The following is a 23434-nucleotide window of genomic DNA, read 5'->3' as shown; positions in this document are numbered from 1 at the left end:
GGCGCTACTTCACCGCGACCTGGGAGATGTCGAGGACGCCGGTCCAGTCGCTGATGACGACGTTCTTGACGTCCTTGCCGTACAGGCGCTTGTAGACCGGGTGGAACAGCGGCACGACGAGGGCCTTCTCGCCGATCTTCTTGTCCAGTGCACCCCAGCGCTTGGCGGCGGCGTCAAGGTCGGTCAACTTGTTGATCGCGTCAATCTCGTCATTGACCGACTTGTCATTGAGCAGGCCCGTGTTGAAGTTCGCGCCGTCCTTGACGATCTGCCGGCCGTCGAAGATCGGGGCGAGGAAGGGGCCGCCGGAGGGCCAGTCGGCACCCCAGTGCGCGAGGAAGAAACCGGGCTCGGTCTTCACGCCGTGGATCTTGTCCCGGTAGTCGTTGTCCTCCAGGCCCTGCAGCTTGACCGTGATGCCGGCCTTCTTGAGGGCGTCCTGGAGGGCGGTCGCGATCTCCGGGCTGGTCTCGAAGTTCTTGGCGTTGGAGTGGGTCAGTGTCACCGTGAGACCGCTCTTGTAACCGGCCTGGGCGAGCAGCTCCTCGGCCTTGGCCGGGTTGCCGGAGGCACCGGCCGGGAACGGGTCGTACGGCGTGTAGCCGAAGGACTTCTGGTTGGGCAGGAAGGTGGTCGCGGACTCGGCCAGCGCACTGCCGCCGGCCGCGTTGACCACCGAGGACCGGTCGACGGCGTAGGCGATCGCCTGCCGCACCTTCGGGTTGTCGAAGGGCTTCACGGTCGGGTTGAACGCGATGTAGTTGGTGTAGCCGAAGTGGCCGGTGCCCACGCGCGCGGCCAGCTCCTTGTCGCCGCTGACCTTGGCGAGTTCGGCCGGGCCGAGGTTGGTGTCCGTGGTGACCGCCGCCGCGTCCGCGCCCTGGGACGCGGACAGCCGCTGGTTGATCACGGAGGAGTCCAGACCGGAGCGGACGTCGATCGTGTCGGGGTAGGCTTTGCGCTCGTCGTCCGTGGCCGCCGACCAGTACGTGTTGCGCGTCAGGAGCACGTGCTCGCCGTCGTTCTCGTTCTTGACGACCTTGTAGGGGCCGGACGAGACCGGGTGCTCCTCGTACTTGGTGCCGTTGTCCTTGCCCTTGGGCACCGGGGTGAACTGCGTCTGCGTGGCGAGGTACGGGAACTCGCCCTCGGGCTTGTCGAGATGGAAGACGATGGTCCGCGCGTCCGGCGTCTCGATCGCCGAGAGCCCCTTCTTGTCCTTGTACGGGCCCTGGTAGTCGGCGGCGCCGACCAGCCAGTCCCTCAAGTAGGGCGCGCCGCCGGAGAGTTCGGGGGCGAAGGAGCGCTCGATGCCGTACTTGATGTCGGCCGAGGCGATCGGCGTACCGTCCTCGTACTTGAGGCCCTTCTTCAAGGTGTACGTCCACACGGTCGCGTTCTTGCTGGGGCGCCCGGTGTCGGTGGCGAGGTCCGGGACGACCTTGGCGCCGGCCGCGCCGTTCTCGCGGTTGCGGGTGGTGAGGGTGCGGAAGACGAGGGAGGGCACGTTTCCGCCGCCGGAGGTGTAGAGGCGGGCGGGGTCGAAGTCGGTCTGCTGCTCGGAGTTCAGCACCGTGAGGGTGCCGCCCTTGTGGGGCGTGGAGTCGCCACCTGAGCCCTTGGCATCGTTGTCCTCAGGGCCGCAGGCGGCGGCGCCCGCTGCCACGACCAGGCTGACGGATGCCGCTGCCACACGGCGCGCTATGACGGACGTTTGACGCATCGGAATGACGACCTCTCGGGTGAGCGGGTTTCTCGAAAGATGAGACATGTGGACGAGGGGTGAGACGGCTGCGGACAGACGTCGGCCTCGGCGTCGGGTCGTCGAAAAACGCCGTGACACGGTCACGGACGAAGGAAAAGAGAAAAGTCGCGACGCGAACGCCAGGGCGGCGGCGTCAGCGACAGTGGATGTCGGCCACGCAGAGTGCGGTCACGCCGATGAGCGCCAGCTCGATGGCTGCGCTCTCCTGGGCGGCGTGACGGGACCACATGGGCAGAAATATGAACGACCTTGCGACTCATGTCAATGTGACATGAGCGGCGTCCGTCAACTCCTGGGATAGGGCCAGGGGTTGGGCAGACAGTGGATTCCGTCATGGTCCAGGAACTTGGTCTGCTGCTGCATGACGGGGGCGAGTTCGCCGTTCTTCTGGCACGTCACATGGCCGTGGCCGAGCCGGTGACCGACCTCATGATTGATCAACATCTGCCGATAGGCGTGGATTTTGTCCCCATATGTCGTGCTGCCCTGGGCCCACCTGTATGCATTGATCATCACTCGTTCGGTGGCTGCCGAGTCGCAGGAGACGTTGTCCTCCGTGGTGTCCAGCCCGGACTTGGCGCACCACGTGGCGGTCGTACCGGGGCTGGCCAGCGTGATCACGAAGTCGGGCTTGCCGGAGGAGATCCGCTCGAAGGTGCGGGCGCCGCCGTGGGCCCAGCTGCGGTCGTCGTTCAGGGTCTTCTGCACGGCCTCGGCGAACAGCTCGCCGTCCAGACCGAGACCCTGCTCGATGTCCACGCGGTAGGTGTACTTCTGTCCCTTGCCGGGCGCCTTGGCGAACCCGGGCACGGCGTCGAACTTCCCCGAGGCCTTCAGCGTGGCGCCGAGCGGGTACGTGCGGTCCATCTTCTGCTCGTACGACAGCGTGACCGTGCCGGGCGAGGCGGACGGGCTCTCCCCTCCCTGGGCGCCCGCGTCGGGGGCCTGGTCGGTGGCGGACCGTGACTGTACGGCGTCGTCGTCGTGTTTCGCGGCCACCTGCCCGGCGACGACCACCGCGAGCACGGTGGTGACAGCGGCCGCGGCGATGCCGGTGAAGGCCCGCCCCTTGCCGCCGGAGCGCTGTGCGGGAAGGTCGACGGTGCGCTGTTCGGGCAGGCCGGCGGGGCTCGTGGGCAGGCCGGCCGGGCTCTGCGTGGGCAGGCCGACGGCGGGGGCGTCGCCGCCGTCCGCCTCCGGCGCGTCGGCCGGGTGCGGCTCGGCGGGGCGGGGCTGGTGCGGACGGGGCGCGAAGACGTCGACGTCGCCCTCGCCCCCTACAGCGCCGTCCCGTCCGTCGGCGAAGGCGTCGAGGTAGTCCTGCCGAGGTCCGGCACCGGGCCCGCGCCCCGTCGGCCGCTGCCGGGGAAGTACGACACCGGGACCGGCCGCCCCCGCGAACTCGCCCCATCCACCGCCGGGTTCCCGCTGCTCGGGGTGACCACCGCGAAGGGGAGCACCCTGGTGGAGGTGAGGGACACCGTGCGCGGGGGTGCCGTCGGGAAGCCTCGGCGTGCCGTGTGCGGGGGTGCCGTCAGGGAACCGGGGCACGCCATGCGCGGGGGTGCCGTCGGGGAAACGCGGAACGCCGTGCGCAGGGGTCCCGTCAGGGAACCTCGGAACACCGTGTGCCGGCGTGCCGTCGGGGTAGCGGGGCACCCCACGCCCAGGCGTGCCGTCGCCGAAACGCGGCACCCCCTGAGCGGGCGTACCGTCCGGGAATGCCGACGGCCACTGCGGGCCCCGCGGCGGATGACCGGCTGTACCGGTGCCGGCCGGCGGTGCCTGACGCTGCCCTGGCACGTGTGCGGCGGCGGTACCGGACGGGCCGGACACAGGCCTCGCACCGGGAAGACCCGCGAAACCCTGACTACCGGAAGCTCCGGAAGCGCCGGGGAAACCACCAGGCCCCTGGGGTCCCCGCGCGCCCTCCCCGTACGACCTCCGGTAGGGCGCCGCCGGTCCGGTCCCCTCCCCCGGAGTGTCCGCATCCCCCTGTGCCGTGCGCCTGGCTGCTATGTCCGCGGAGTCGTCCTTCGGGGCCGGGCCGCGGCGGCTGTGGCGTCCCACGCGGGCCTCAGCTCCCCGTGCCCGAGTCGGCGACGTCGTGCTCGCAGTCCGCGAGGAGTTCCCTGAACGCCGTGGCCACCACGTCCGGGTACTCCATCATCGCCACGTGTCCGGCGTCCGGCAGGGACAGCAGGCGGGAGTCGCGGAAGGCGCGGGCGGCCCGGTGGGCCATGCGGAAGCCGACGAGCTGGTCACGGCCGCCGTAGACCAGCAGGGTCGGCGCGAGCACGCGCTCGGCCTGGCGCCACAGCCCGTGCTGTCCGCCGAGCGTGTAGGCGTTGACGATCCCGCGCGCGGAGCGGGCCATCGCGTCCCAGAAGTACGGCAGCTGCAGCCGCCGCTCCAGCTCCTCCACGGCGTCCTGGAACGCCTCGGGCGACACCCGCGTCGGGTCGCCGTAGCAGAGGGTCATCACCCCGCGCACCCGCTGCTCGGCCGTCCACTCCCTGGTGAGCCGGTTGAACAGGGCGGCGACACCGGGCACGCCGAGCAGTGCGGTCGGCGCCGCGGTGCGCTGGATGCGCAGCTCCGGCAGGGCGGGCGAGACGAGCGTGAGCGTACGGACGAGGTCGGGTCGTACGGCGGCCACGCGCGTGGTGACCGCTCCGCCGAGCGAGTTGCCGAAGAGGTGGACCGGGCCGCGGCCGGCCGCGTCGAGATGGCGGATCACCGCGCGCGCGTGCCCGGTGACGGAGTAGTCCCCGTCGTCCGGGGGCGGGGAGTCACCGAAGCCCGGCAGGTCGACCGCCTCGCTGTCGACGACGCCGTCCAGCTCGGCCATCAGCGACGACCAGTTCTGCGAGGAACCGCCGAGCCCGTGGACGTACAGCGCGGGCGGCAGCTCCGCGCGCGCGGTACGGCGGGAACGGACCGACAGGGTGACTCCGGGCAGCCCCACGGACCGCATCCGCTCGCCTTCTCCGACCCGGACGGGCGCCACCTTGGGGAGCACGCTGGCGGCCGGCACGGAGGGCGACTCGGTCGAAGACATGCGGCAATGTTACGAGGTGATCACGCCGAGGCTCATGTGTTCGCCGTCACAGAGTGAGCCGCGGGTGACGGGGGAATCGGACTGCGCGCGGTCCGGGAGCGACCGGTTCCGTGCGATCGCCGACCGCTTTCACCCGAGCGGTGAACACCGGTGAACACCGATAAACAGGGGCTACGAACGGGCGAGACGGCATGGCGTCCGGATCAGCAGTCTCCTAGGCTCATACAGAGGGCACCCGCTGTAGCCCCTGCTGCTTCCGGGGACGTTCGTAGGAAGGGAGCCCACCATGGCCTATGACCCCACCGAGCCCGACACGACCGAGGACCTGGAGACCGAGACGGCTGCGGAGGTCGACGTCGAGGCACCCGAGGTGGACGCCGCCGAGCAGCACGCCGACATCGCGCCGGACCGCGACGACCCCCTGACGGAAGTGGACCCGGACCGGGCGGCGAACGTCGCCGACCAGGTCGAACAGACGCGCGTGGTCGCGCTCGACGAGGACGACTACCGCTGACCCCCACCGGCTCCTACAGCCGCGCGAGAGGCTGTTCACAGGATGATCGCGGCTTTCGCCGCCGTCCGGTACGTGAAATTCTGCGCTCGCACCGCGCACACCACGGTTACCGAAAAGTACGATGGCCGCGCGGCTGACACCGCGATATGGACGACTTTGGGAGGCGGCGTGACAGCCATCGAGCAAACTGAGGCGGTACGCCCACGTGGCACCCGTCTGCCGCGCCGAGCCCGACGGAACCAGCTCCTGGGCGCCGCCCAGGAGGTTTTCGTCGCTCAGGGGTATCACGCGGCGGCGATGGACGACATCGCCGAGCGCGCAGGTGTGAGCAAGCCGGTGCTCTACCAGCACTTCCCCGGCAAGCTCGACCTCTACCTCGCCCTGCTCGACCAGCACTGCGAGTCGCTGATCCAGGCCGTGCGCGGCGCGCTGGCGTCGACGACCGACAACAAGCAGCGCGTCCGGGCGACCATGGACGCCTATTTCGCGTATGTCGAGGACGACGGCGGCGCGTTCCGGCTGGTCTTCGAGTCGGACCTGACGAACGAACCCGCGGTGCGCGAGCGCGTCGACAAGGTCACCAACGACTGCGCCGAGGCGATCTGCGACGTCATCGCCGAGGACACCGGCCTGTCGCGCGCGGAGTCGATGCTGCTCGCCTCCGGCCTCGGTGGTCTCGCCCAGGTGGTGGCCAGATCCTGGCTGCACAGCGACCGCAGCGTGCCGCGCGACCAGGCGGTGCAGCTGCTGACCTCGCTGGCCTGGCGGGGCATCGCCGGCTTCCCGCTGCACGGCAGCGAGCACCACTGACGGCTGCTCGTTCCCGGGCGCCACACCGTTGACGGTCGTTTGTTCCCGTGCGCTGTTCGCTGTCGGCGTTCCGGCCGACAGCGTGTAGGTCCCCGAGCCGGACTAATGTGTGCTGGGTACGGCGCGGAAGATCGCGCACATCACTGACCGTCGGAGGGACAAAGCCGTGGAGGTCAAGATCGGCGTGCAGCACGCGCCCCGCGAGATCGTTCTGGAGAGCGGTCAGAGCGTCGACGAGGTCGAGCGCCTGGTGTCCGAGGCCCTGGCCGGAAAGACGCAGCTCCTCAGCCTCGAGGACGAGAAGGGCCGCAAGGTCCTGGTGCCGACGGACCGCCTGGCATACGTGGAGATCGGCGCGCCGACCGTGCGCAAGGTGGGATTCGGCGCGCTGTAGGCCGAGGTCATGAGGAAGGGCCCGGCGGCCGTGAGCCGCCGGGCCCTTCTTCATGGGCCGTGCACACAGTTGGAGCACAAGTCCTCCACAGCGGAGGATTGCACTCCGCAGGTCACGGGTATGACGGGCTACGACGTATCTGGGCAGACCGGCCGTGGGAGGGACCCCGAAATGATCCTGGAAGCACTCGGTTCCGCAGTGCTCGGTCTGATCCTCGCCTGGGCCGCCTCACACCGCCTGTCCCACCGCCTGCCGGCCCGCCCGCTCGTGTACTCGACGGGCATCGCGGGCGCCCTTTTCGGCGACTTCGTCACCCACACCGCCCTCGGTCCCGGCGTGGCCTGGCTGAGCCTCCTGGGCGCCGCGATCATCTCGGCAGCGTCCCTGTCCCTGCTGCTGCGCCCGTCAGGCAGGCTGCGCCGACGATCCCTGACGGCGTAGCGACGGCGTCTTTTCAAGGGACGCGGGCAACAACCCCCTAGGGGCGCGGGGCTGCGTTCACTATGCGGCTCCGCCGCGTGGGCGCGACCAGCCCCAACGGACCCGCAGCCGCGCAACCCACCGCACCCACGCCCACAGAGCGCTACGCAGCCAAGCCCAGCGCGGCCATCCGCTTCGTGTGCGCCTCGGTGATCCGCGAGAACATCCTCCCGACCTCCGCGAGATCGAACCCGTCGGCCACGCCGCCCACGAGCATCGTCGACAGCGCATCCCGGTCCGCGACCACCCGCTGGGACTGCGACAGCGCCTCGCCCATCAGCCGCCGCGCCCACAGCGCCAGCCGACCGCCCACGCGCGGGTCGGCGTCGATGGCGGCCCGGACCTTCTCCACCGCGAACCCGGCGTGCCCGGTGTCGTCGAGGACGGCGAGGACCAGTTCACGCGTGTCGGAGTCGAGGCGCGCCGCGACCTCCCGGTAGAAGTCGCTCGCGATCGAGTCGCCGACGTACGCCTTGACCAGGCCCTCCAGCCAGTCCGAGGGCGCGGTCTGCCTGTGGAAACCGTCCAGCGCGGCGACGAAGGGGTCCATGGCCGCCGTAGGCTCCTCGCCGATCTCGGTCAGCCGGTCCCGCAGCCGCTCGAAGTGGTGGAACTCGGCCGAGGCCATCTTCGCCAGCTCCGCCTTGTCCGCGAGGGTCGGCGCCAGCTTCGCGTCCTCCGCGAGTCGCTCGAACGCCGCCAGCTCGCCGTACGCGAGCGCGCCGAGCAGATCCACGACGGCGGCGCGGTACTGCGGCTCGGCGGAGGCCTGCGCCCAGTCCTGGGCGGCGACGCCCGTGGGCGCTGCGGAGTCGTTCTCAGGCTTGTCAGAGCTAGTCATGAGGCGCACAATAGCCCGCTCAGCGCCCCTCTCAAGCCCCCGGCCAACCACTGTGACCACGACTACGTGACGAAATCGGCCATCGCATGTGCGCGAATCCGGGGTATGGTGGTAATGCGCCTGCCAGAGTGCGCCGACGATGTTCGACGTCTCCCGACAGGCCGCACGCATGAGGATGCCCGGTCGGTGGCCCGATCGGCTCCGACCCGACAGCCCTCCCTGGCCGTACGGCGGAAGTACGTACGACGACCGGAGGGACACCCTCAGCGGTACGAGCGCTAGAGCGTCGGCAGAGGTCCCGTGTCATACGGCTTGCCCAAGTGGTTCGCCCGTACGGCAGCCGACGTCCCCGGCACGGTCGCACATGACCCCCGCGCTCGCCTCGCGCCGCGCCACACAGAAGAGGCAGCACCCTGACTACGACGTTTCGTGAACTCGGAATCCTTCCCGAGACCGCCGAGGCCCTTGAAGCCGTCGGCATCATCACCCCCTTCCCCATCCAGGAGATGACGCTCCCCGTCGCCCTTTCCGGCACGGACGTCATCGGCCAGGCCAAGACCGGCACCGGCAAGACGCTGGGCTTCGGTCTCCCGCTCCTCGAGCGCGTCACCGTCCCCGCCGACGTCGAGGCCGGACGCGCCGCCCCCGAGGCCCTCACCGACGCCCCGCAGGCGCTCGTCGTCGTCCCCACGCGCGAGCTGTGCACCCAGGTCACCAACGACCTGCTGACGGCCGGCAAGGTCCGTAACGTGCGCGTGGCGGCGATCTACGGCGGCCGGGCCTACGAGCCCCAGGTCGAGGCCCTGAAGAAGGGCGTCGACGTGGTCGTCGGCACCCCGGGCCGACTGCTCGACCTCGCGGGCCAGAAGAAGCTGAACCTGAAGCACGTCAAGTGCCTGGTCCTCGACGAGGCCGACGAGATGCTCGACCTGGGCTTCCTGCCCGACGTCGAGAAGATCATCGACATGCTGCCGGTCAAGCGCCAGACCATGCTGTTCTCGGCGACCATGCCGGGCGCGGTCATCGGCCTCGCGCGCCGCTACATGTCCCGGCCCACGCACATCCGCGCCACCGCGCCGGACGACGAGGGCGCGACGGTCGCGAACATCAAGCAGTTCGTCTACCGCGCCCACAACATGGACAAGCCGGAGATGGTCGCCCGCATCCTGCAGGCCGACGGCCGCGGACTGGCGATGATCTTCTGCCGTACGAAGCGTACGGCCGCCGACATCGCCGAGCAGCTGCAGCGCCGCGGCTTCGCCTCCGGCGCGGTCCACGGCGACCTCGGCCAGGGCGCCCGCGAGCAGGCGCTGCGCGCCTTCCGCAACGGCAAGGTGGACGTCCTGGTCTGCACCGACGTCGCCGCGCGCGGCATCGACGTCGAGGGCGTGACCCACGTCATCAACTACCAGTCCCCCGAGGACGAGAAGACGTACCTGCACCGGGTCGGCCGTACGGGCCGCGCGGGCGCCAAGGGTACGGCGATCACGTTCGTCGACTGGGACGACATCCCGCGCTGGCAGCTGATCAACAAGGCGCTGGAGCTGGACTTCAACGACCCGGTGGAGACGTACTCCTCGTCCCCGCACCTGTTCTCCGACCTTGGCATCCCCGAGGGCACCAAGGGCACCCTGCCGCGCTCGGAGCGGACCCGTGCCGGTCTGGACGCGGAGGAGCTGGAGGACCTCGGCGAGACCGGTGGGCGTGGCGCTCGCGGCCGTGGCCGTGGTGGCCGCCCCGAGTCCGGCACCGCCGAGCGCGAGCGTACGGCCCGTACCCCGCGCCGTCGCCGCCGCACCCGCAACGGAGCACCGGTCGACGCCACTACGACCCCTGCGGCGCCGGCCACCGAGTCCGCCGCCGAGGCCACCGGCGTGGAGGAGCCCGGGGCTCCCCGCACCCTGCGCCGCCGTCGGCGTACGCGCGGCGGAGCGCCGGCGCAGCCGGTGACGGCCAACGAGGCTGCCACCGAGGCCGCCGTCGAGACGGTGGACACGGCCGAGGGCCCGGCCCAGCTGGAGACCCCGGACAAGCCGCGCCGCCGTCGTACCCGCAAGTCGGCGGAGCCGGCGGTGACCGAGACGGCACCTGAGACGACCGCTGCCGAGGCGGCGCCGGCTCCGGTGACCGCGGAGCCCGAGGCCGTGGCCGTGGAGGCTCCGGAGGCCAAGCCGCGCCGTCGTACCCGCAAGACGGCCGAGCCCGCCGCCGAGACGGCGGTCGCCACGGCCGAGGGCACGGAAACCAAGCCCCGCCGCACCCGCAAGACCGCCGCCGCGGTCACCGAGGCGGCCCCGGCGGACACGGAGCCCGAGGCCAAGCCGCGCCGGACCCGGAAGACGGCCGCTGCCGCCGCCGAGGCCGCCGTGGAGACGGCCGAAGGCACGGAGGCCAAGCCGCGCCGCACGCGGAAGACGGCAGCCGCCACGCCGGAAGCGACCGAGGCCCCCGAGGCCGAGGCCAAGCCCCGCCGCACCCGCAAGACAGCCGCCGCGGTCGACACCGCCGAAGGCACGGAGGCCAAGCCGCGCCGCACGCGCAAGACGGCCACCGCCACGCCGGAAGCGACCGAGGCCCCCGAGGCCGAGGCCAAGCCCCGCCGCACCCGCAAGACGGCCGCCGCCGCGGTCGACACCGCCGAAGGCACGGAAGCCAAGCCGCGCCGCACGCGCAAGACGGCCGCCGCCACGCCGGAAGCGACCGAGGCCCCCGAGGCCGAGGCCAAGCCCCGCCGGACCCGGAAGACGGCCGCTGCCGCCGCCGAGGCCGCCGTGGAGACGGCCGAAGGCACGGAGGCCAAGCCCCGCCGGACCCGCAAGAAGGCAGCTGCCGCACCGGAGACGACCGACGCCCCCGAGGCCGAGGCCAAGCCCCGCCGCACCCGGAAGACAGCCGCCGCCGCGGTCGACACCGCCGAAGGCACGGAAGCCAAGCCGCGCCGCACGCGCAAGACGGCCACCGCGGAGATTCCGGCGCAGGCCACGGACGAGCCGGAGGCCAAGCCGCGTCGCCGTACGCGCAAGGCCGCGGCGGCCGTCGAGGTCACCGAAGGCTGATCCGGCACCCGTTCACCGACGGCCAGGTCCTCCAGCGGAGAGGACCTGGCCGTCGCGTTTGGGCGGGAGTGGGGGTCGTTTGCCGGCACCGGAAGGGTGCGACAGGGTGCGACACAGGGCCCCCATTCGCCACCGGCCCCGGCCCGATAGCCTCTCCCCATGAGCAGGCCCGCCACCTTCGTCCCGCCGCCCGGTGCCCGTGCGTACTTCCTACAGACCGCGCGCGGTGAGTTCGCCGTCGTCGACGCCCCCGTGGCCGACGGGGTCGAGCCGCGCGGGATCGCGCTGTTGCTGCCGGGGTTCACCGGGAGCAAGGAGGACTTCAATCCGCTGCATGTGCCGCTCGCGCGGCGCGGATACCGGACCGTGGCCGTGGATGGGCGCGGGCAGTACGAGTCGGACGGGCCCGAGGCCGACGAATCCGCTTATGCGCAGCAGGAGTTGGCGCGGGACGTGCTGGCGCAGGCCGAGGCGCTCGGGCAGCCGGTGCATCTGCTGGGCCATTCCCTGGGCGGGCAGATCTCAAGGGCCGCCGTGCTGCTCGACCACGCGCCCTTCCGGTCGCTGACCCTCATGGCCTCCGGGCCCGCCCAGATCTCCGAGTCCCAGCAGCAGCGCGTGAAGCTGCTGCGGGACGCACTCGCGGTGATGAGCATGGCGGAGGTATGGGAGGCCATCCAGCTGATGGAGCCGCCCGAGGAGACCGAGACGGCCGCGCTCGACGGCGATTTCGACGACCGGGACGACCTGCGGCGCCGCTGGCTGGGCACCAAGTCCGCGCAACTCCTCGCCACCGGGCGCCAGTTGTGCACGGAACCGGACCGTGTCGCGGAACTGGCCGCCGTACCGCTGCCGTTCCACATCCTGTCCGGCGCGCGGGACGACACCTGGCCGCTGCCCCTGCTGGACGAGATGGCGGTACGGCTGCGGGCACGGCGGACGGTGATCGAGGACGCCGAGCACTCCCCCAACACCGACCAGCCACTCGCCACGGCCCGCGCGCTCGCCGACTTCTGGGACGGCACCGTCGAGCAGGCCTAGTCGAGAAGGGCTAGTACTGCGCCTGCAGATGGTCCCAGAAACCGTCCCTGAGGGCGCGGCGCAGGTCCGCCTGGCCGCGCAGGGAGTACTGCAGCAGCCCCTCGGCCTCGACCAGTAGGTCCTGGTCGACGGAGCCGGGCAGGTAGGGGTGGCCGGGGAGCAGCTCGACCAGGGCCTCGCGGCCCCGGGAGGCCAGCCACTTCGCGGCGATCTGGGCGCCGACGAAGCGGACGTCGTCGCGGGTGGGGCGGGCCGTGGTCGTGGGGTCGTAGGCGGCGGCCGTGCGCCGGGACACGTACGGCTTGAAGAAGTCGAGGTCGAGTGTGCGCTGGCTGTCGACCTCCCAGAGCAGCGGCTCGGCCTGGTTACGGCCCTCGGGTGCCTCGATGCCCCACAGATGGACCCGGGCGCCGTACCCCTGCGCCGCCTCGACCGCCGAGACCAGGTCCTCGTCGCCGCCGAGGAGCGCCGCGTCGCTGATGGCGCGGTGGCGGGCCAGTGACTCCAGATCCGAGCGGATCAGGGAATCCACGCCCTTCTGCTGGTTGTTGGCGTTGAGGTTGCCCAGGCGGACCTTGACGTCGGGAAGTTCGGCGATGGTCTGCTGCTCGGCGGTGTGGATGCGGCGGCGGGCGCCGTCGTACCAGTAGACACGCAGCAGGCGGCTGTCCGCGAAGACCGAGCGGGCGCGGTCGATGAGGGCCTCGATCAGGCCTTCGGCGTCCAGGTCGAAGGCCCGGCGGTCCTCGGTCCCGGCGACCAGCCGGCCCGCGGCCGCGTACAGATAGCCCGCGTCGACGAAGATCGCGTGGGTGGAGGGCGTCTTCGCCACCTCGGCGAGCATGCGTTCCAGCAGCTCGTTCGTGCGGTCGATACGGGCGCCCAGGGCCGCCAGGTCGTCGTTCATCGTCTCCATTGTCCCGGTGGTCACGCTGCGAACACAACCGGTCCCGTCCGGTTCCGCACTCCCCACTTACCGGTCAGTAATTAGCTGTTCGAAAAATTTCTTTAGCGTAGGGAATGTTTGTAACAAGCACCGCGTTGACTACTCATGACGGCGGATGCACCGCCTGTCACCATCAGTAGTTCTCCGCAGGAGGATGACCAGACGAAGGGAGAAGCCATGCGCTTCGAAATCATGCGACTCGACGAGGTCGACGGCACCACCGTGGACAGCACCGTCGTGGACGCCGCCTCCGTCAACCGGATCGTTCAGCAGGCCGCCGCCATCGGGCAGCGGCTGTGGATCCGCCCGGCCGAGACCCAGGCCTCGTAACGCTCAGGCGTACAGCGCCGCTCAAGCTTTCCGGGGGAGCCGGGCCGACGAGGGCCTGCCCCAGGGGCTCAGCTCCCCCGGATCACCTGAGTGACGCCGTTGATGATCTGCTGCACGGCGATGGCGGAGAGCATCATGCCCGCGAGCCGCGTCACCAGCACGACGCCGCCGTCCTTGATGACCCGGATGATCAGCAGCGAGTAACGCATCACCAGCCACAGCACGACATGGATCGCGAGGATCGCGGACCACACCGAGATCTGCGTGGCGACACTGCCGGCCTTCTGCACGGCGAGGATCACGGACACGATCGCGCCGGGCCCGGCCAGCAGCGGCATGCCCAGCGGCACGAGGGCCACGTTCACGTCCTTGGTCTGCTTCGGCTCGTCGGTCTTGCCGGTGAGCAGGTCCAGCGCGATCAGCAGAAGCAGCAGACCGCCCGCGATCATCAGCGCGGGGACGGAGACGTGCAGGTAGTTCAGGATCTGGTGGCCCAGGACGCCGAACGTGGCGATGACCCCGCCCGCCACGCACACGGCCTGGAAGGCCATGCGCTTTTGCACCTTGGCCGGACGGCCGGCGGTCAGGGCGAGGAAGATCGGAGTGATCCCGGGGGGATCCATGATGACAAAAAGGGTCAGGAACAGAGAGCCGAAGACGGCGATGTCGAACATGGGGAGGTACTGGCCTTGCTGGAAGAGGGTGAACTAGGGGCGCGCGAGAGCCGCTGACGGCCTCAGAATCCGCCGGTCCCGGGCACGGGAAACGCTCCCGTGGCCCGCCGTGTGATCTCCCCGTACACCTCGGGGTCGGTCGTGTACGCGCCCAGCGCCACCGTCTTGCGGCTGCCGTGGTAGTCCGAGGAGCCCGTGACCAGCAGGTCCAGCTCCTTCGCCAGGCCCCGCAGCCGCTCACGCGCGTCGGCGTCGTGGTCCATGTGATCGACCTCGATGCCGTCCAGGCCGGCCTCGGCCAGCTCCGCGATCCGGAACTCCGGGACCGTACGACCACGCTTGGCGGCGGCCGGATGCGCGAAGACGCAGACCCCGCCCGCGCCCTTGACCAGCCGTATCGCCTCGAACGGGTCGGTCTCGTGCTTCTCCACGAAGGCCCGGCCGCCGTCGGCCAGCCACTCCTCGGTGAACGCGTCGCTCACCGTCGGTACGACGCCCAGCTCGACCAGCGCCGTCGCGACATGCGGGCGCCCGACGGAACCGCCGGCCGCGATCCGCTCGACCTGCTCCCAGGTGACCGGCACGCCCAGCGCGTCCAGCTTGGCGATCATGCCCTTGGCCCGCGGCACCCGGTCGTCCCGCACCAGCTCACGCTCGGCGAGCAGCGCGGGCTCCTCGGGGTCGAAGAGGTAGGCCAGCATGTGCATCGAGACGCCGTCGATACGGCAGGACAGCTCGGCGCCGGTGACCAGGGTGAGCCCCTCGGGCAGCGCGGCGATCGCCTCGGCGTAGCCACGGGTGGTGTCGTGATCGGTCAGCGCGACGACGTCCAGCCCGGCAGCGGCGGCATTGCGCACCAGCTCGGCCGGGGTATCCGTACCGTCGGAGGCCGTGGAGTGACAGTGCAGATCGATGCGCACGGTGACTCCAGACGGGAACGGCTACGGAAGGGGACACCTAAGGATAGCGGGGTTTTCAAGTACTCCTGTCACACCCGCAACCCTGCAGTGCCCCCTACTGCACCCACCTCAAAGGGGCGCGGGGAACGGCGCGAGCAACCACAACGCACCCGCACCCGCCCACGGCGAGAACCCGGCACCTCAGTGGGCTACGGCCGAAGCAAGCGCGGCGACAACGCTCCGCAGGGCACCAGGTCCACCTCCGCCCCCACGTCCCGCAGATCGGTCAGCACCAGCTCGTCGTACATGAGCAGGCCGGACTGCTCGGGCCACATCACCGCCCAGAGCCACATCCCGAGCGCCTCGCCGGCGAAGACCGCGCGGTCGTCGGGGGTGCGGTAGACGTGCCAGAGCGGGGTCGGTCGGCCCGCGGCCAGGACCTTGGTCTGCGGCGGCTTCTCGATGTTCATGTACGACCCCGGGTCCGGGCCGTCTATGCCCGCGTACCGCGCGCCGAGGCCGACGCCCAGTTCCTCGGCGACCAGGATGAGTTCACCGGGGCCGCCGAGCGGGCCGGGTCCGGAGCAGGCGACGGCGGTCGCGCGGCCGCCGCTACGGTCGTCACCGGCGTAGGCCACGCCCGTGAAGAGCCAGCCGACCGGCAGCGGCCAGGGCATCCACAACGGGACGTGCGTGCGGTGCACAACGGCACCGAGGGCTTCGACACTGGGCGGTATCACGGGCTGCAGCGGATACACCGTGCCGTGCACATCGCACTGCCACGAATCGGCGAAGAGACCGGGCGCCCTGACCCGGCCACCGCACCTCGGGCAACTGGGTTCGCCCCTCATAGGGCTCCACGGTCCTACCCCTGCCCGCCCACGTCAAGGACGATCACCCGTCCGGACGGCAGAGCGACGGAGCGCCACTGACCGGGCAGAACTAGATGCACATTGAATTAATTAGGTGCGTCAACCTACACACCAACTGCCCGACTCCAGCCTCGCGTTGGTGAGTTCGGTCACTGCCGGATCAGTCGAGCGGGACGGATCCACGGGAGGGATCCCTCAGGTCCGTTCCGTTCGCGAGCCAGCGTTCCTGGAGGGCCTGGGCGCCGTGCACCCGTTTCCAGGCGGCCTCGTTCGCAGTCATCGGCAGCAGCGGCAGAAACCGTACGGGATCCATCGGGTCGCCCAGCTCCAGATCCTCCACCAGGCCGCCGGGCTCACCCACCAGGACCGAGGTGAAGCGGGCGCCGGGCCACAGCGGGTCACCGACGTCCAGGGAGGCGCCCGGGGTCACGATCAGACCCTCCACCTGCGGGGACGCGGCCAGTACGGCGAGCGGACGGAGCACCTTGTCGGTGTCGGCGAGGCCCGCGCGGACGGAGAGGACCAGCTCGGCGCGGGGGCCCTTGACCGGGTCGGCGAGCATCGCGGTGGGGTCGGCCATGGGGTGCGCGGACATGCCGAGGGTGGCGTACCGCACGACGTCCCCCTCCTGGAACCGGAGCACCTCGATGCGGTCCGTGCCGAGAAAGGTGATGGCGGCGCGCGCGTCCGGTTCGCCCAGCGCGGTGGTCAACCGAGCCTCGACCAGAGGAAGAACATCAACCATGCGGCGAGCATAGAACTCGTCAGCAGCGGGCAAAGCGGCGCCTTGACACATAGGGCGGCTGCTACGCTGAGCCGGTGGTTCGGGGCAGCACGCAGAGCGTGTCGTCAAGTCCCGACACTGGGACTCCCTTACGAGGGACCGGCCGGAGGAGGTGGGGCTGTCATGGATCGAAGTCGACCGTGCAGTACCACTCGCTCTTCCGCCCGCTGATGTAGTCACTGGCTGGTTTCTGGCTCTCTGCTGCCACCTTCCCGTGCGCGTTGCCCATCGGAAGAGCACGTCTTTTCGCTTTGCCTGATCTGAATCAGTTCTGCATCAGTAGCGAAGTCGCCACCGCAACGGTGCGGTGCTCCCCGCTTTGTGGACGTGCCAAACATCTCCAGCAGGACGTCCCCATTCCGGGTAGTTCCACCCGTCGCCGGCGGCCTTTCGTTGCCTGTCGCGAAGGAGCCTGCCCATGTCGATGATCCGCGACCTGCGCGCCGTGGTCCGTCCGTCCCGCGTCTCGCTGCGCAAGCCCACGAGCGTGTCGAACGCCTCGTACGACACCACCCGCGACCCGGCCACCCCGTCGGCCGTCGTGGACTGCGCCGTCTACCGCGACGGCACCCGCGTCGCCAGCGCCAAGCCGCTCAGCCCGCACGAGGCGATGCGGCTGGTGCGCCGGGACGGCGGCTTCGTGTGGATCGGGCTGCACGAGCCGACCGAGGCCGAATTCGCCGGTATCGCGAGCGAGTTCGGGCTGCACCCGCTGGCCGTCGAGGACGCGGTGCAGGCCCACCAGCGGCCCAAGCTGGAGCGGTACGACGACTCGCTCTTCACCGTCTTCAAGACCATCCACTACGTCGAGCACGACCGGCTGACCGACAGCAGCGAGGTCGTCGAGACCGGCGAGGTCATGTGCTTCACCGGCCGGGACTTCTTCATCACCGTCCGGCACGGCGGCCAGGGCTCGCTGCGGGCGCTCAGGCACCGGCTGCAGGACGACCCCGAGCTGCTGGCCAAGGGCCCCTCGGCGGTGCTGCACGCGATCGCGGACCACGTGGTGGACGGCTACATCGCGGTCGCCGACGCCGTGCAGGACGACATCGACGACGTGGAGACCGAGGTGTTCTCGCCGGGCCGCAAGGGCGGGGTCTCCCGTGGTGTGGACTCGGCGCGGATCTACCAGCTCAAGCGTGAGGTGCTGGAGTTCAAGCGGGCGGTGGCCCCCCTGCTGCGCCCGATGCAGCTGCTGAGCGAGCGGCCGATGCGGCTGATCGACCCGGACATCCAGAAGTACTTCCGAGACGTCGCCGACCACCTCGCCCGGGTCCAGGAGCAGGTGCTGGGCTTCGACGAGCTCCTCAACTCCATCCTCCAGGCCAACCTCGCGCAGGCATCCGTCGCGCAGAACGAGGACATGCGCAAGATCACCGCCTGGGCCGCGATCATCGCCGTACCGACGATGGTGACCGGCGTGTACGGCATGAACTTCGACCACATGCCCGAGCTGCACTGGAAGTACGGCTACCCGCTCGTCCTGAGCCTCACCATCGCCATGTGCGTGGGCATCCACCGGGTGCTCAAGCGCAACGGCTGGCTCTGAGCGGGCGCTGGATAGGCTGGGCACATGACAAGCGAGCTGCTCGACCAGGCCCTCATCGAGGAGGCCGCGAAGAAGTCCGGCCTCATCTGGGTCAGGGGCGCCGGTGCCTCCGCCGCGCGTGCGCTGTGGCACGTGTGGCACGAGGGCGCGGTGTGCCTGGTCGGCGACGGCCCCGGCGAGCAGCCGCTGGAGGCGCTGGTCGACGGGGGCACCGCCGAGGTGACCGTGCGCAGCAAGGACAAGGGCGGCCGGCTGGTGATGTTCCCGGCGACCGTGACCGAGCTGCGCTCCGGCTCCGAGGAGTGGGAGGCGGCCGTCGCCGAGCTGAAGGGCAAACGCCTGAACGCCCCGGACGGCGAGGAGATGCCCGCCCGCTGGGCGCGTGAGTGCCGGGTGCTGCGCTTGGCCTGGGCCGGGTCCGTGGTGCCGTTGCCTGCCGGCAGCCTGGCCGAGGCTCCGGTACCGACGCCGGCGACTACGCGGAAGCCGATTCCGGCGGGCCTGCCGAAGCTGCTCGCGAAACGGCGGAAACGAAAGTAACGCCAAGGGTCGAGCAGGGTTCGGACAACGACGGCTCTACGACGTCGGCAGCTGCTTCCCGTAATCCACCGTCTCACCCTTCGCGGGCTCGGCTACGGCGAAGTCCTTACCCCAGTCGGAGAAGCTGAGTGTCCCCGCCCCGCCGGCGCGGACCAGGCGGAGCGGGTACGGCGTGCCCTGAAGGGAGACGTCGAGGCTGCCGCCGGAGCCCTTGTCGCCGGTGATGCGGATGGTGCGGGTACCCGCGTCGTCATGGTGGCCGTCCGTCGCCAGCGAGCCGTGCAGAGTGAGCAGTCCGTCGAGGAGGACGTCCTTGTCCGTGAAGCCACTGAACTTCTTGTACGCGGGGTCGCCCTGCGGCACCTTCACGTACTTGCCGTTCAGCTTGCCGGCCGCGTCGCCACTGCCGTCCTTGCCGTCTGCCTGGTTCCAGAAGTCCGCGTCGGCCTTCAGATACAGCTGCTTGCCGACCCGCAGCAGTTTGAAGGTCGCCCCCTTCGAGGTGACCGACCCGGTACCGCCGTCGGCCTTCAGGCGCATGTCCAGCCGGTACGTCCGGCCGCTGGTGACCACGGTGCCGGACAGCCGTACCGCCGGGGCGCCCTGGGCGGCCGCCCGGGTCTTGGCCTGGATCCGGTCGGCGGGCAGCTTGCCCACACCGTTCGTCCCCGCGTCCGGATCCTCGCCGCCGCACCCGGTCAGCACCGCCGTCCCCGTCACGGCACAGGCGCAGATCGCGGTGACCAGCGCGGCCCGGCGGGTACGGCCCTGGGGAATCGCAGTCACAGGTGGGGTCGCCTTTCTGACGGATCCTGAGCGGTGGACGGCAGCGTACCCGTGCCCCGGCCGCCCGGCGGAGCGAGTCCGTCCGGACCCCCCACCAGGGCGTATCCGACCGGTACGGGCTAGCCTGAAGCGCACCCGAGCGGGCAAATCCGAGCAATTCATCGATCAATTCACAAAGAGAGCGGAACACCCGAGCACAGGGCGATTCCCAGGCCACGTCAGCAGAGGAAGCAGAGCCATGGCAGCCGGCGCCCCCCGGATCTTCGTCTCGCACCTCGCCGGGGTCCCCGTCTTCGACCCGAACGGCGACCAGGTCGGCCGCGTGCGCGACCTGGTCGTGATGCTGCGCGTGCGCCGCCGGCCCCCGCGCGTCCTCGGACTGGTCGTCGAACTGTCCACCCGGCGCCGTATCTTCCTGCCCATGACCCGGGTCACCGGCGTCGAGTCCGGGCAGGTCATCACCACCGGCGTGATGAACGTCCGGCGCTTCGAGCAGCGGCCCACCGAGCGGCTGGTCTTCGGCGAACTGCTGGACCGGCGGGTGACGCTGGTGGAGACCGGCGAGGAGGTCACCGTCCTCGACGTGTCCGTGCAGCAGCTGCCGGCCCGCCGCGACTGGGAGGTCGACCGGGTTTTCGTGCGCAAGGGGAAGAAGAGCGGCGCCTTCCGGCGGGCCAAGGGGGAGACGCTGACCGCCGAGTGGTCGGCCGTCACCGGCTTCTCCCTGGAGGAGCACGGGCAGGGCGCCGAGAGCCTGCTCGCCACCTTCGAGCAGCTGCGCGCCGCCGACCTCGCCAACGTCCTGCACCACCTCTCCCCCAAGCGGCGCGCCGAGGTCGCCGCCGCCCTGGACGACGACCGCCTGGCCGACGTACTCGAAGAACTCCCGGAGGACGACCAGATCGAGATCCTCGGCAAGCTGAAGGAGGAGCGCGCGGCGGACGTCCTGGAGGCCATGGACCCCGACGACGCGGCCGACCTGCTCGGCGAGCTGCCCGAGGACGACAAGGAGCGGCTGCTGAGCCTGATGCAGCCGGCCGACGCGGCCGACATGCGCCGCCTGATGTCGTACGAGGAGCACACGGCCGGCGGTCTGATGACCACCGAGCCGATCGTGCTGCGCCCGGACGCCACGGTCGCCGACGCGCTCGCCCGGGTCCGCAACGCGGACCTCTCCCCCGCGCTCGCCGCCCAGGTCTACGTCTGCCGCGCGCCCGACGAGACCCCGACCGGCAAGTACCTGGGCACGGTCCACTTCCAGCGGCTGCTACGCGAGCCGCCCTACTCCCTGGTCAGCTCCATGGTCGACACCGACCTGCAGCCGCTCGACCCGGACGCGGCGCTGCGCGTCATCGCCGGGTTCTTCGCCACGTACGACATGGTCGCCGCGCCCGTGGTGGACGAGTCCGGTTCGCTGCTCGGCGCGGTCACCGTGGACGACGTACTGGACCACATGCTGCCCGAGGACTGGCGGGAGACCGAGTTCCACCTGAACGACGAGAACGAGGGGGTGGGCAGCTATGGCTCCTGAGCGTGACACCGCGACCCGCGAGCGCAGCCCGGCGGGTGCCACGGCCGCCACCCGGCACCGGACACCCCGCCTGGACCAGCCGCGCCCGCCGCGCCGCAGGGTCCTGCCCGAGTGGGACCCGGAAGCCTTCGGCCGGCTGTCGGAGCGGATCGCCCGCTTCCTGGGCACGGGGCGCTTCATCGTCTGGATGACGGTCGTCATCATCCTGTGGGTGCTGTGGAACATCGCCGCGCCCGCCGGCCTGCGCTTCGACAACTACCCGTTCATCTTCCTGACCCTGGCACTGTCCCTTCAGGCCTCCTACGCGGCCCCGCTGATCCTGCTCGCGCAGAACAGGCAGGACGACCGCGACCGGGTCAACCTGGAGCAGGACCGCAAGCAGAACGAGCGGTCCATCGCCGACACCGAGTACCTGACCCGGGAGATCGCCGCGCTGCGCATGGGGCTGGGCGAGGTCGCGACCCGCGACTGGATCCGCTCGGAGCTGCAGGACATGGTCAAGGAGCTGGAGGAGAGGCGACGGCACGACGGGCACCCCGGGCATGTCGTATTCCCGGCGGAACGGTCGGATCGGTCTCCGGGACGTGACACAGACGACCACTGAGGGGCATCCCGGAGGCCCCTCGGCGCGCCGTACCATCGTCCTTATGGCTACGGAAGACGCGGTGCGCGAGGCACTGGCGACGGTGAACGACCCCGAGATCAACCGACCCATCACCGAACTGGGGATGGTCAAATCGGTGGAGATCGGGGAGGACGGCACGGTCGCGGTCACCGTGTATCTGACGGTCTCCGGCTGCCCCATGCGCGAGACGATCACCCAGCGCGTCACCGAGGCGGTCTCCCGGGTCGAGGGCGTCACCCGCGTCGACGTCACGCTGGACGTGATGAGCGACGAGCAGCGCAAGGAGCTGGCGGCGGCCCTGCGCGGCGGCCAGGCCGAGCGCGAGGTCCCCTTCGCCAAGCCGGGCAACCTGACCCGCGTCTATGCGGTCGCCTCCGGCAAGGGCGGCGTCGGCAAGTCCTCGGTGACGGTCAACCTCGCGGCGGCGATGGCGGCCGACGGCCTGAAGGTGGGCGTGGTCGACGCCGACATCTACGGCCACAGCGTGCCGCGCATGCTGGGCGCGGACGGCCGCCCGACCCAGGTCGAGAACATGATCATGCCACCGTCGGCGAACGGCGTGAAGGTCATCTCCATCGGCATGTTCACCCCGGGCAACGCCCCGGTCGTCTGGCGCGGCCCGATGCTGCACAGGGCACTCCAGCAGTTCCTGGCGGACGTGTACTGGGGCGACCTGGACGTCCTGCTGCTGGACCTCCCGCCCGGCACGGGTGACATCGCGATCTCCGTCGCCCAGCTGGTCCCGAACGCCGAGATCCTGGTCGTGACGACCCCCCAGCAGGCTGCGGCCGAGGTCGCCGAGCGCGCCGGCTCCATCGCCGTACAGACCCACCAGAAGATCGTCGGCGTGGTCGAGAACATGTCCGGCCTGCCCTGCCCGCACTGCGGCGAGATGGTCGACGTCTTCGGCACGGGCGGCGGCCAGCTGGTCGCCGACGGCCTGACCCGCACCACCGGTACGACGGTCCCCGTCCTCGGCAACATCCCCATCGACGTCCGCCTCCGCGAGGGCGGCGACGAGGGCAAGCCGGTGGTCCTGACCGACCCGGACTCCCCGGCGGGTTCCGCCCTGCGGGCGATCGCGGGCAAGCTGGGCGGCCGCCAGCGGGGGCTGTCGGGCCTGTCGCTGGGGATCACGCCGAAGAACAAGTTCTGAGGATTCTTCGCAGGGCTTGATGACGCGGACCTCGACGACGAAGGGGCACCGAGATCGATCGGTGCCCCTTCGTTCATGTGTGAGCGGCTGTCACGCGTAGGCGGAGACGTCCTTCACCACGGCGAACCCAAGACCGTACGCGCTCATCCCCCGCCCGTACGCACCCAAGTGCACCCCCGCCTCGGTGGTACCGGCGAGCACCCAACCGAACTCCGACTCCCGGTAATAGAAAGAGGCCGCAACCCCGTCCACCGGCAGCGAGAGCCTGCTCCACTCCGGCCCCTCGAGATCGTCGGCCAGCGCCCAGGCGGTCTCCGTCTGCTGGTCCAGCCAGTCGTCCCGCAGGCTGTGGTCCATCTGCCCGGGCCAGGTGAACGACAGCAGCCCCACCCCGGCCAGCCACGCCGCCGAGGACACCGACGTCGCCTCCAGCAGCCCCGTACCGTCGGCGCTCCTCCGGGACGGCTGCGCGGCGACCGTGACGACCACCGCGAACTTCTCCCGCGGCTCACCGACGGAGCCGGTCTCGCTGCGTACGGAGGGCTCGTCACCGTGCCCGATAGAACCGTGCTCGACGGCGCCGTCGGCCGCCGTCCCCACCTGCATCAGCCAGCGCGCTCCGGTGAACGCCTCGTCGAGGCCGTACCACGGGAAGGGCGCCTGCAGGTAACCGTCGACCGTACGCCGGGCGGAGGGGAGCTGCTGTCCGCCCTCCGCGGCCGGCGCCTGCGCGCCCACCCGACTCGTCGTCTCCATCTGCCCGGACGCCTCCTCGCTCTC

General features: G+C 70.7%; 24 protein-coding genes. 12 read left to right on the top strand and 12 right to left on the bottom strand.

From position 1 onward, the window contains the following. Window positions 1-4: 4 nt before the first annotated feature. The 4 genes from ACWC0C_RS11615 to ACWC0C_RS11600 form a co-directional block, all read right to left on the bottom strand. Window positions 5-1723 (bottom strand): ABC transporter substrate-binding protein, encoded by a 1719-nt coding sequence (locus ACWC0C_RS11615; protein WP_450863418.1) that lies wholly within the window; start codon window positions 1721-1723, stop codon window positions 5-7. 175 nt (window positions 1724-1898) lie between these two features. Then, entirely contained in the window at window positions 1899-1994 is a 96-nt protein-coding gene (locus tag ACWC0C_RS11610) for an Ms4533A family Cys-rich leader peptide (RefSeq protein ID WP_449200641.1), read from the bottom strand. 56 nt (window positions 1995-2050) lie between these two features. Next, on the bottom strand, window positions 2051-3835 hold the full coding sequence (locus ACWC0C_RS11605) for a DUF3152 domain-containing protein (protein ID WP_450863416.1): 1785 nt from the start codon (window positions 3833-3835) through the stop codon (window positions 2051-2053). 7 nt (window positions 3836-3842) lie between these two features. Beyond that, window positions 3843-4826, bottom strand: a complete 984-nt coding sequence (locus ACWC0C_RS11600; RefSeq protein WP_449200639.1) for an alpha/beta fold hydrolase — start codon at window positions 4824-4826, stop codon at window positions 3843-3845. Between the two features lie 286 nt (window positions 4827-5112). On the opposite strand from ACWC0C_RS11600, the gene ACWC0C_RS11595 reads away from it, so the two are divergent. The 4 genes from ACWC0C_RS11595 (at window position 5113) to ACWC0C_RS11580 (ending at window position 6985) form a co-directional block, all read left to right on the top strand. Beyond that, window positions 5113-5340, top strand: coding sequence for a hypothetical protein (locus ACWC0C_RS11595; RefSeq protein ID WP_449200638.1), 228 nt, complete (start codon window positions 5113-5115; stop codon window positions 5338-5340). Between the two features lie 168 nt (window positions 5341-5508). Then, entirely contained in the window at window positions 5509-6150 is a 642-nt protein-coding gene (locus ACWC0C_RS11590; RefSeq protein WP_449200637.1) for a TetR/AcrR family transcriptional regulator, read from the top strand. A gap of 166 nt (window positions 6151-6316) precedes the next feature. Then, window positions 6317-6544, top strand: coding sequence for a DUF3107 domain-containing protein (locus ACWC0C_RS11585; protein WP_449200636.1), 228 nt, complete (start codon window positions 6317-6319; stop codon window positions 6542-6544). A 171-nt stretch (window positions 6545-6715) separates the two neighbouring features. Then, on the top strand, window positions 6716-6985 hold the full coding sequence (locus tag ACWC0C_RS11580) for a hypothetical protein (protein ID WP_449200635.1): 270 nt from the start codon (window positions 6716-6718) through the stop codon (window positions 6983-6985). A 142-nt stretch (window positions 6986-7127) separates the two neighbouring features. Here ACWC0C_RS11580 and ACWC0C_RS11575 read toward each other — a convergent pair whose 3' ends face one another. Beyond that, on the bottom strand, window positions 7128-7865 hold the full coding sequence (locus tag ACWC0C_RS11575) for a ferritin-like fold-containing protein (protein ID WP_449200634.1): 738 nt from the start codon (window positions 7863-7865) through the stop codon (window positions 7128-7130). Window positions 7866-8371: 506 nt separating this feature from the next. Here ACWC0C_RS11575 and ACWC0C_RS11570 point away from each other — a divergent pair. After that, on the top strand, window positions 8372-10921 hold the full coding sequence (locus ACWC0C_RS11570) for a DEAD/DEAH box helicase (protein WP_450863413.1): 2550 nt from the start codon (window positions 8372-8374) through the stop codon (window positions 10919-10921). Between the two features lie 159 nt (window positions 10922-11080). Next, window positions 11081-11962, top strand: coding sequence for an alpha/beta fold hydrolase (locus tag ACWC0C_RS11565; RefSeq protein ID WP_449201391.1), 882 nt, complete (start codon window positions 11081-11083; stop codon window positions 11960-11962). A gap of 10 nt (window positions 11963-11972) precedes the next feature. On the opposite strand, the gene ACWC0C_RS11560 is transcribed toward ACWC0C_RS11565, so the two are convergent. Further along, window positions 11973-12878 carry an NYN domain-containing protein gene (locus ACWC0C_RS11560; RefSeq protein ID WP_449201394.1) on the bottom strand — a complete coding sequence of 302 codons (906 nt, stop codon included), beginning with the start codon at window positions 12876-12878 and terminating at the stop codon, window positions 11973-11975. Between the two features lie 207 nt (window positions 12879-13085). Between ACWC0C_RS11560 and ACWC0C_RS11555 the strand changes: the two genes are divergently transcribed. Then, a complete protein-coding gene (locus tag ACWC0C_RS11555) occupies window positions 13086-13238 on the top strand; it encodes a hypothetical protein (protein ID WP_099054875.1) in 153 nt (50 codons plus the stop codon). 68 nt (window positions 13239-13306) lie between these two features. On the opposite strand, the gene ACWC0C_RS11550 is transcribed toward ACWC0C_RS11555, so the two are convergent. From ACWC0C_RS11550 to ACWC0C_RS11535, 4 genes are all read right to left on the bottom strand, one after another. Next, window positions 13307-13912 (bottom strand): MarC family protein, encoded by a 606-nt coding sequence (locus ACWC0C_RS11550; RefSeq protein ID WP_449201390.1) that lies wholly within the window; start codon window positions 13910-13912, stop codon window positions 13307-13309. 62 nt (window positions 13913-13974) lie between these two features. Beyond that, window positions 13975-14832 carry a PHP domain-containing protein gene (locus ACWC0C_RS11545; RefSeq protein WP_450863410.1) on the bottom strand — a complete coding sequence of 286 codons (858 nt, stop codon included), beginning with the start codon at window positions 14830-14832 and terminating at the stop codon, window positions 13975-13977. A gap of 188 nt (window positions 14833-15020) precedes the next feature. Then, a complete protein-coding gene (locus ACWC0C_RS11540) occupies window positions 15021-15662 on the bottom strand; it encodes a DUF6758 family protein (protein WP_449201388.1) in 642 nt (213 codons plus the stop codon). Window positions 15663-15843: 181 nt separating this feature from the next. Continuing rightward, window positions 15844-16428 (bottom strand): suppressor of fused domain protein, encoded by a 585-nt coding sequence (locus ACWC0C_RS11535; protein WP_450863408.1) that lies wholly within the window; start codon window positions 16426-16428, stop codon window positions 15844-15846. 457 nt (window positions 16429-16885) lie between these two features. Here ACWC0C_RS11535 and ACWC0C_RS11530 point away from each other — a divergent pair, with 457 nt between their 5' ends. Then, window positions 16886-18016, top strand: coding sequence for a magnesium and cobalt transport protein CorA (locus tag ACWC0C_RS11530; RefSeq protein ID WP_449201386.1), 1131 nt, complete (start codon window positions 16886-16888; stop codon window positions 18014-18016). A gap of 24 nt (window positions 18017-18040) precedes the next feature. Then, window positions 18041-18556: a hypothetical protein gene (locus ACWC0C_RS11525; RefSeq protein WP_450863406.1), complete on the top strand. Its 516-nt coding sequence runs from the start codon at window positions 18041-18043 to the stop codon at window positions 18554-18556. A 36-nt stretch (window positions 18557-18592) separates the two neighbouring features. Here ACWC0C_RS11525 and ACWC0C_RS11520 read toward each other — a convergent pair whose 3' ends face one another. Beyond that, window positions 18593-19342 carry a hypothetical protein gene (locus tag ACWC0C_RS11520; protein ID WP_450863404.1) on the bottom strand — a complete coding sequence of 250 codons (750 nt, stop codon included), beginning with the start codon at window positions 19340-19342 and terminating at the stop codon, window positions 18593-18595. Window positions 19343-19580: 238 nt separating this feature from the next. Between ACWC0C_RS11520 and ACWC0C_RS11515 the strand changes: the two genes are divergently transcribed. The 3 genes from ACWC0C_RS11515 to ACWC0C_RS11505 are packed head-to-tail and all read left to right on the top strand — an operon-like array spanning window position 19581 to window position 22654. Beyond that, window positions 19581-20873, top strand: a complete 1293-nt coding sequence (locus ACWC0C_RS11515) for a magnesium transporter MgtE N-terminal domain-containing protein (RefSeq protein WP_449201383.1) — start codon at window positions 19581-19583, stop codon at window positions 20871-20873. After that, window positions 20863-21477, top strand: coding sequence for a DUF1003 domain-containing protein (locus ACWC0C_RS11510; RefSeq protein ID WP_449201382.1), 615 nt, complete (start codon window positions 20863-20865; stop codon window positions 21475-21477). Before ACWC0C_RS11515 ends, ACWC0C_RS11510 begins: the two co-directional genes overlap by 11 nt. 43 nt (window positions 21478-21520) lie before the next feature. After that, window positions 21521-22654, top strand: a complete 1134-nt coding sequence (locus ACWC0C_RS11505; protein WP_449201381.1) for an Mrp/NBP35 family ATP-binding protein — start codon at window positions 21521-21523, stop codon at window positions 22652-22654. A 90-nt stretch (window positions 22655-22744) separates the two neighbouring features. On the opposite strand, the gene ACWC0C_RS11500 is transcribed toward ACWC0C_RS11505, so the two are convergent. After that, window positions 22745-23410, bottom strand: a complete 666-nt coding sequence (locus ACWC0C_RS11500; protein WP_450863401.1) for a hypothetical protein — start codon at window positions 23408-23410, stop codon at window positions 22745-22747. Between the last annotated feature and the right edge of the window lie 24 nt (window positions 23411-23434).

Source organism: Streptomyces sp. NPDC001709, from assembly GCF_053596375.1.
This window is presented reverse-complemented; position numbering and strand designations above follow the sequence as displayed.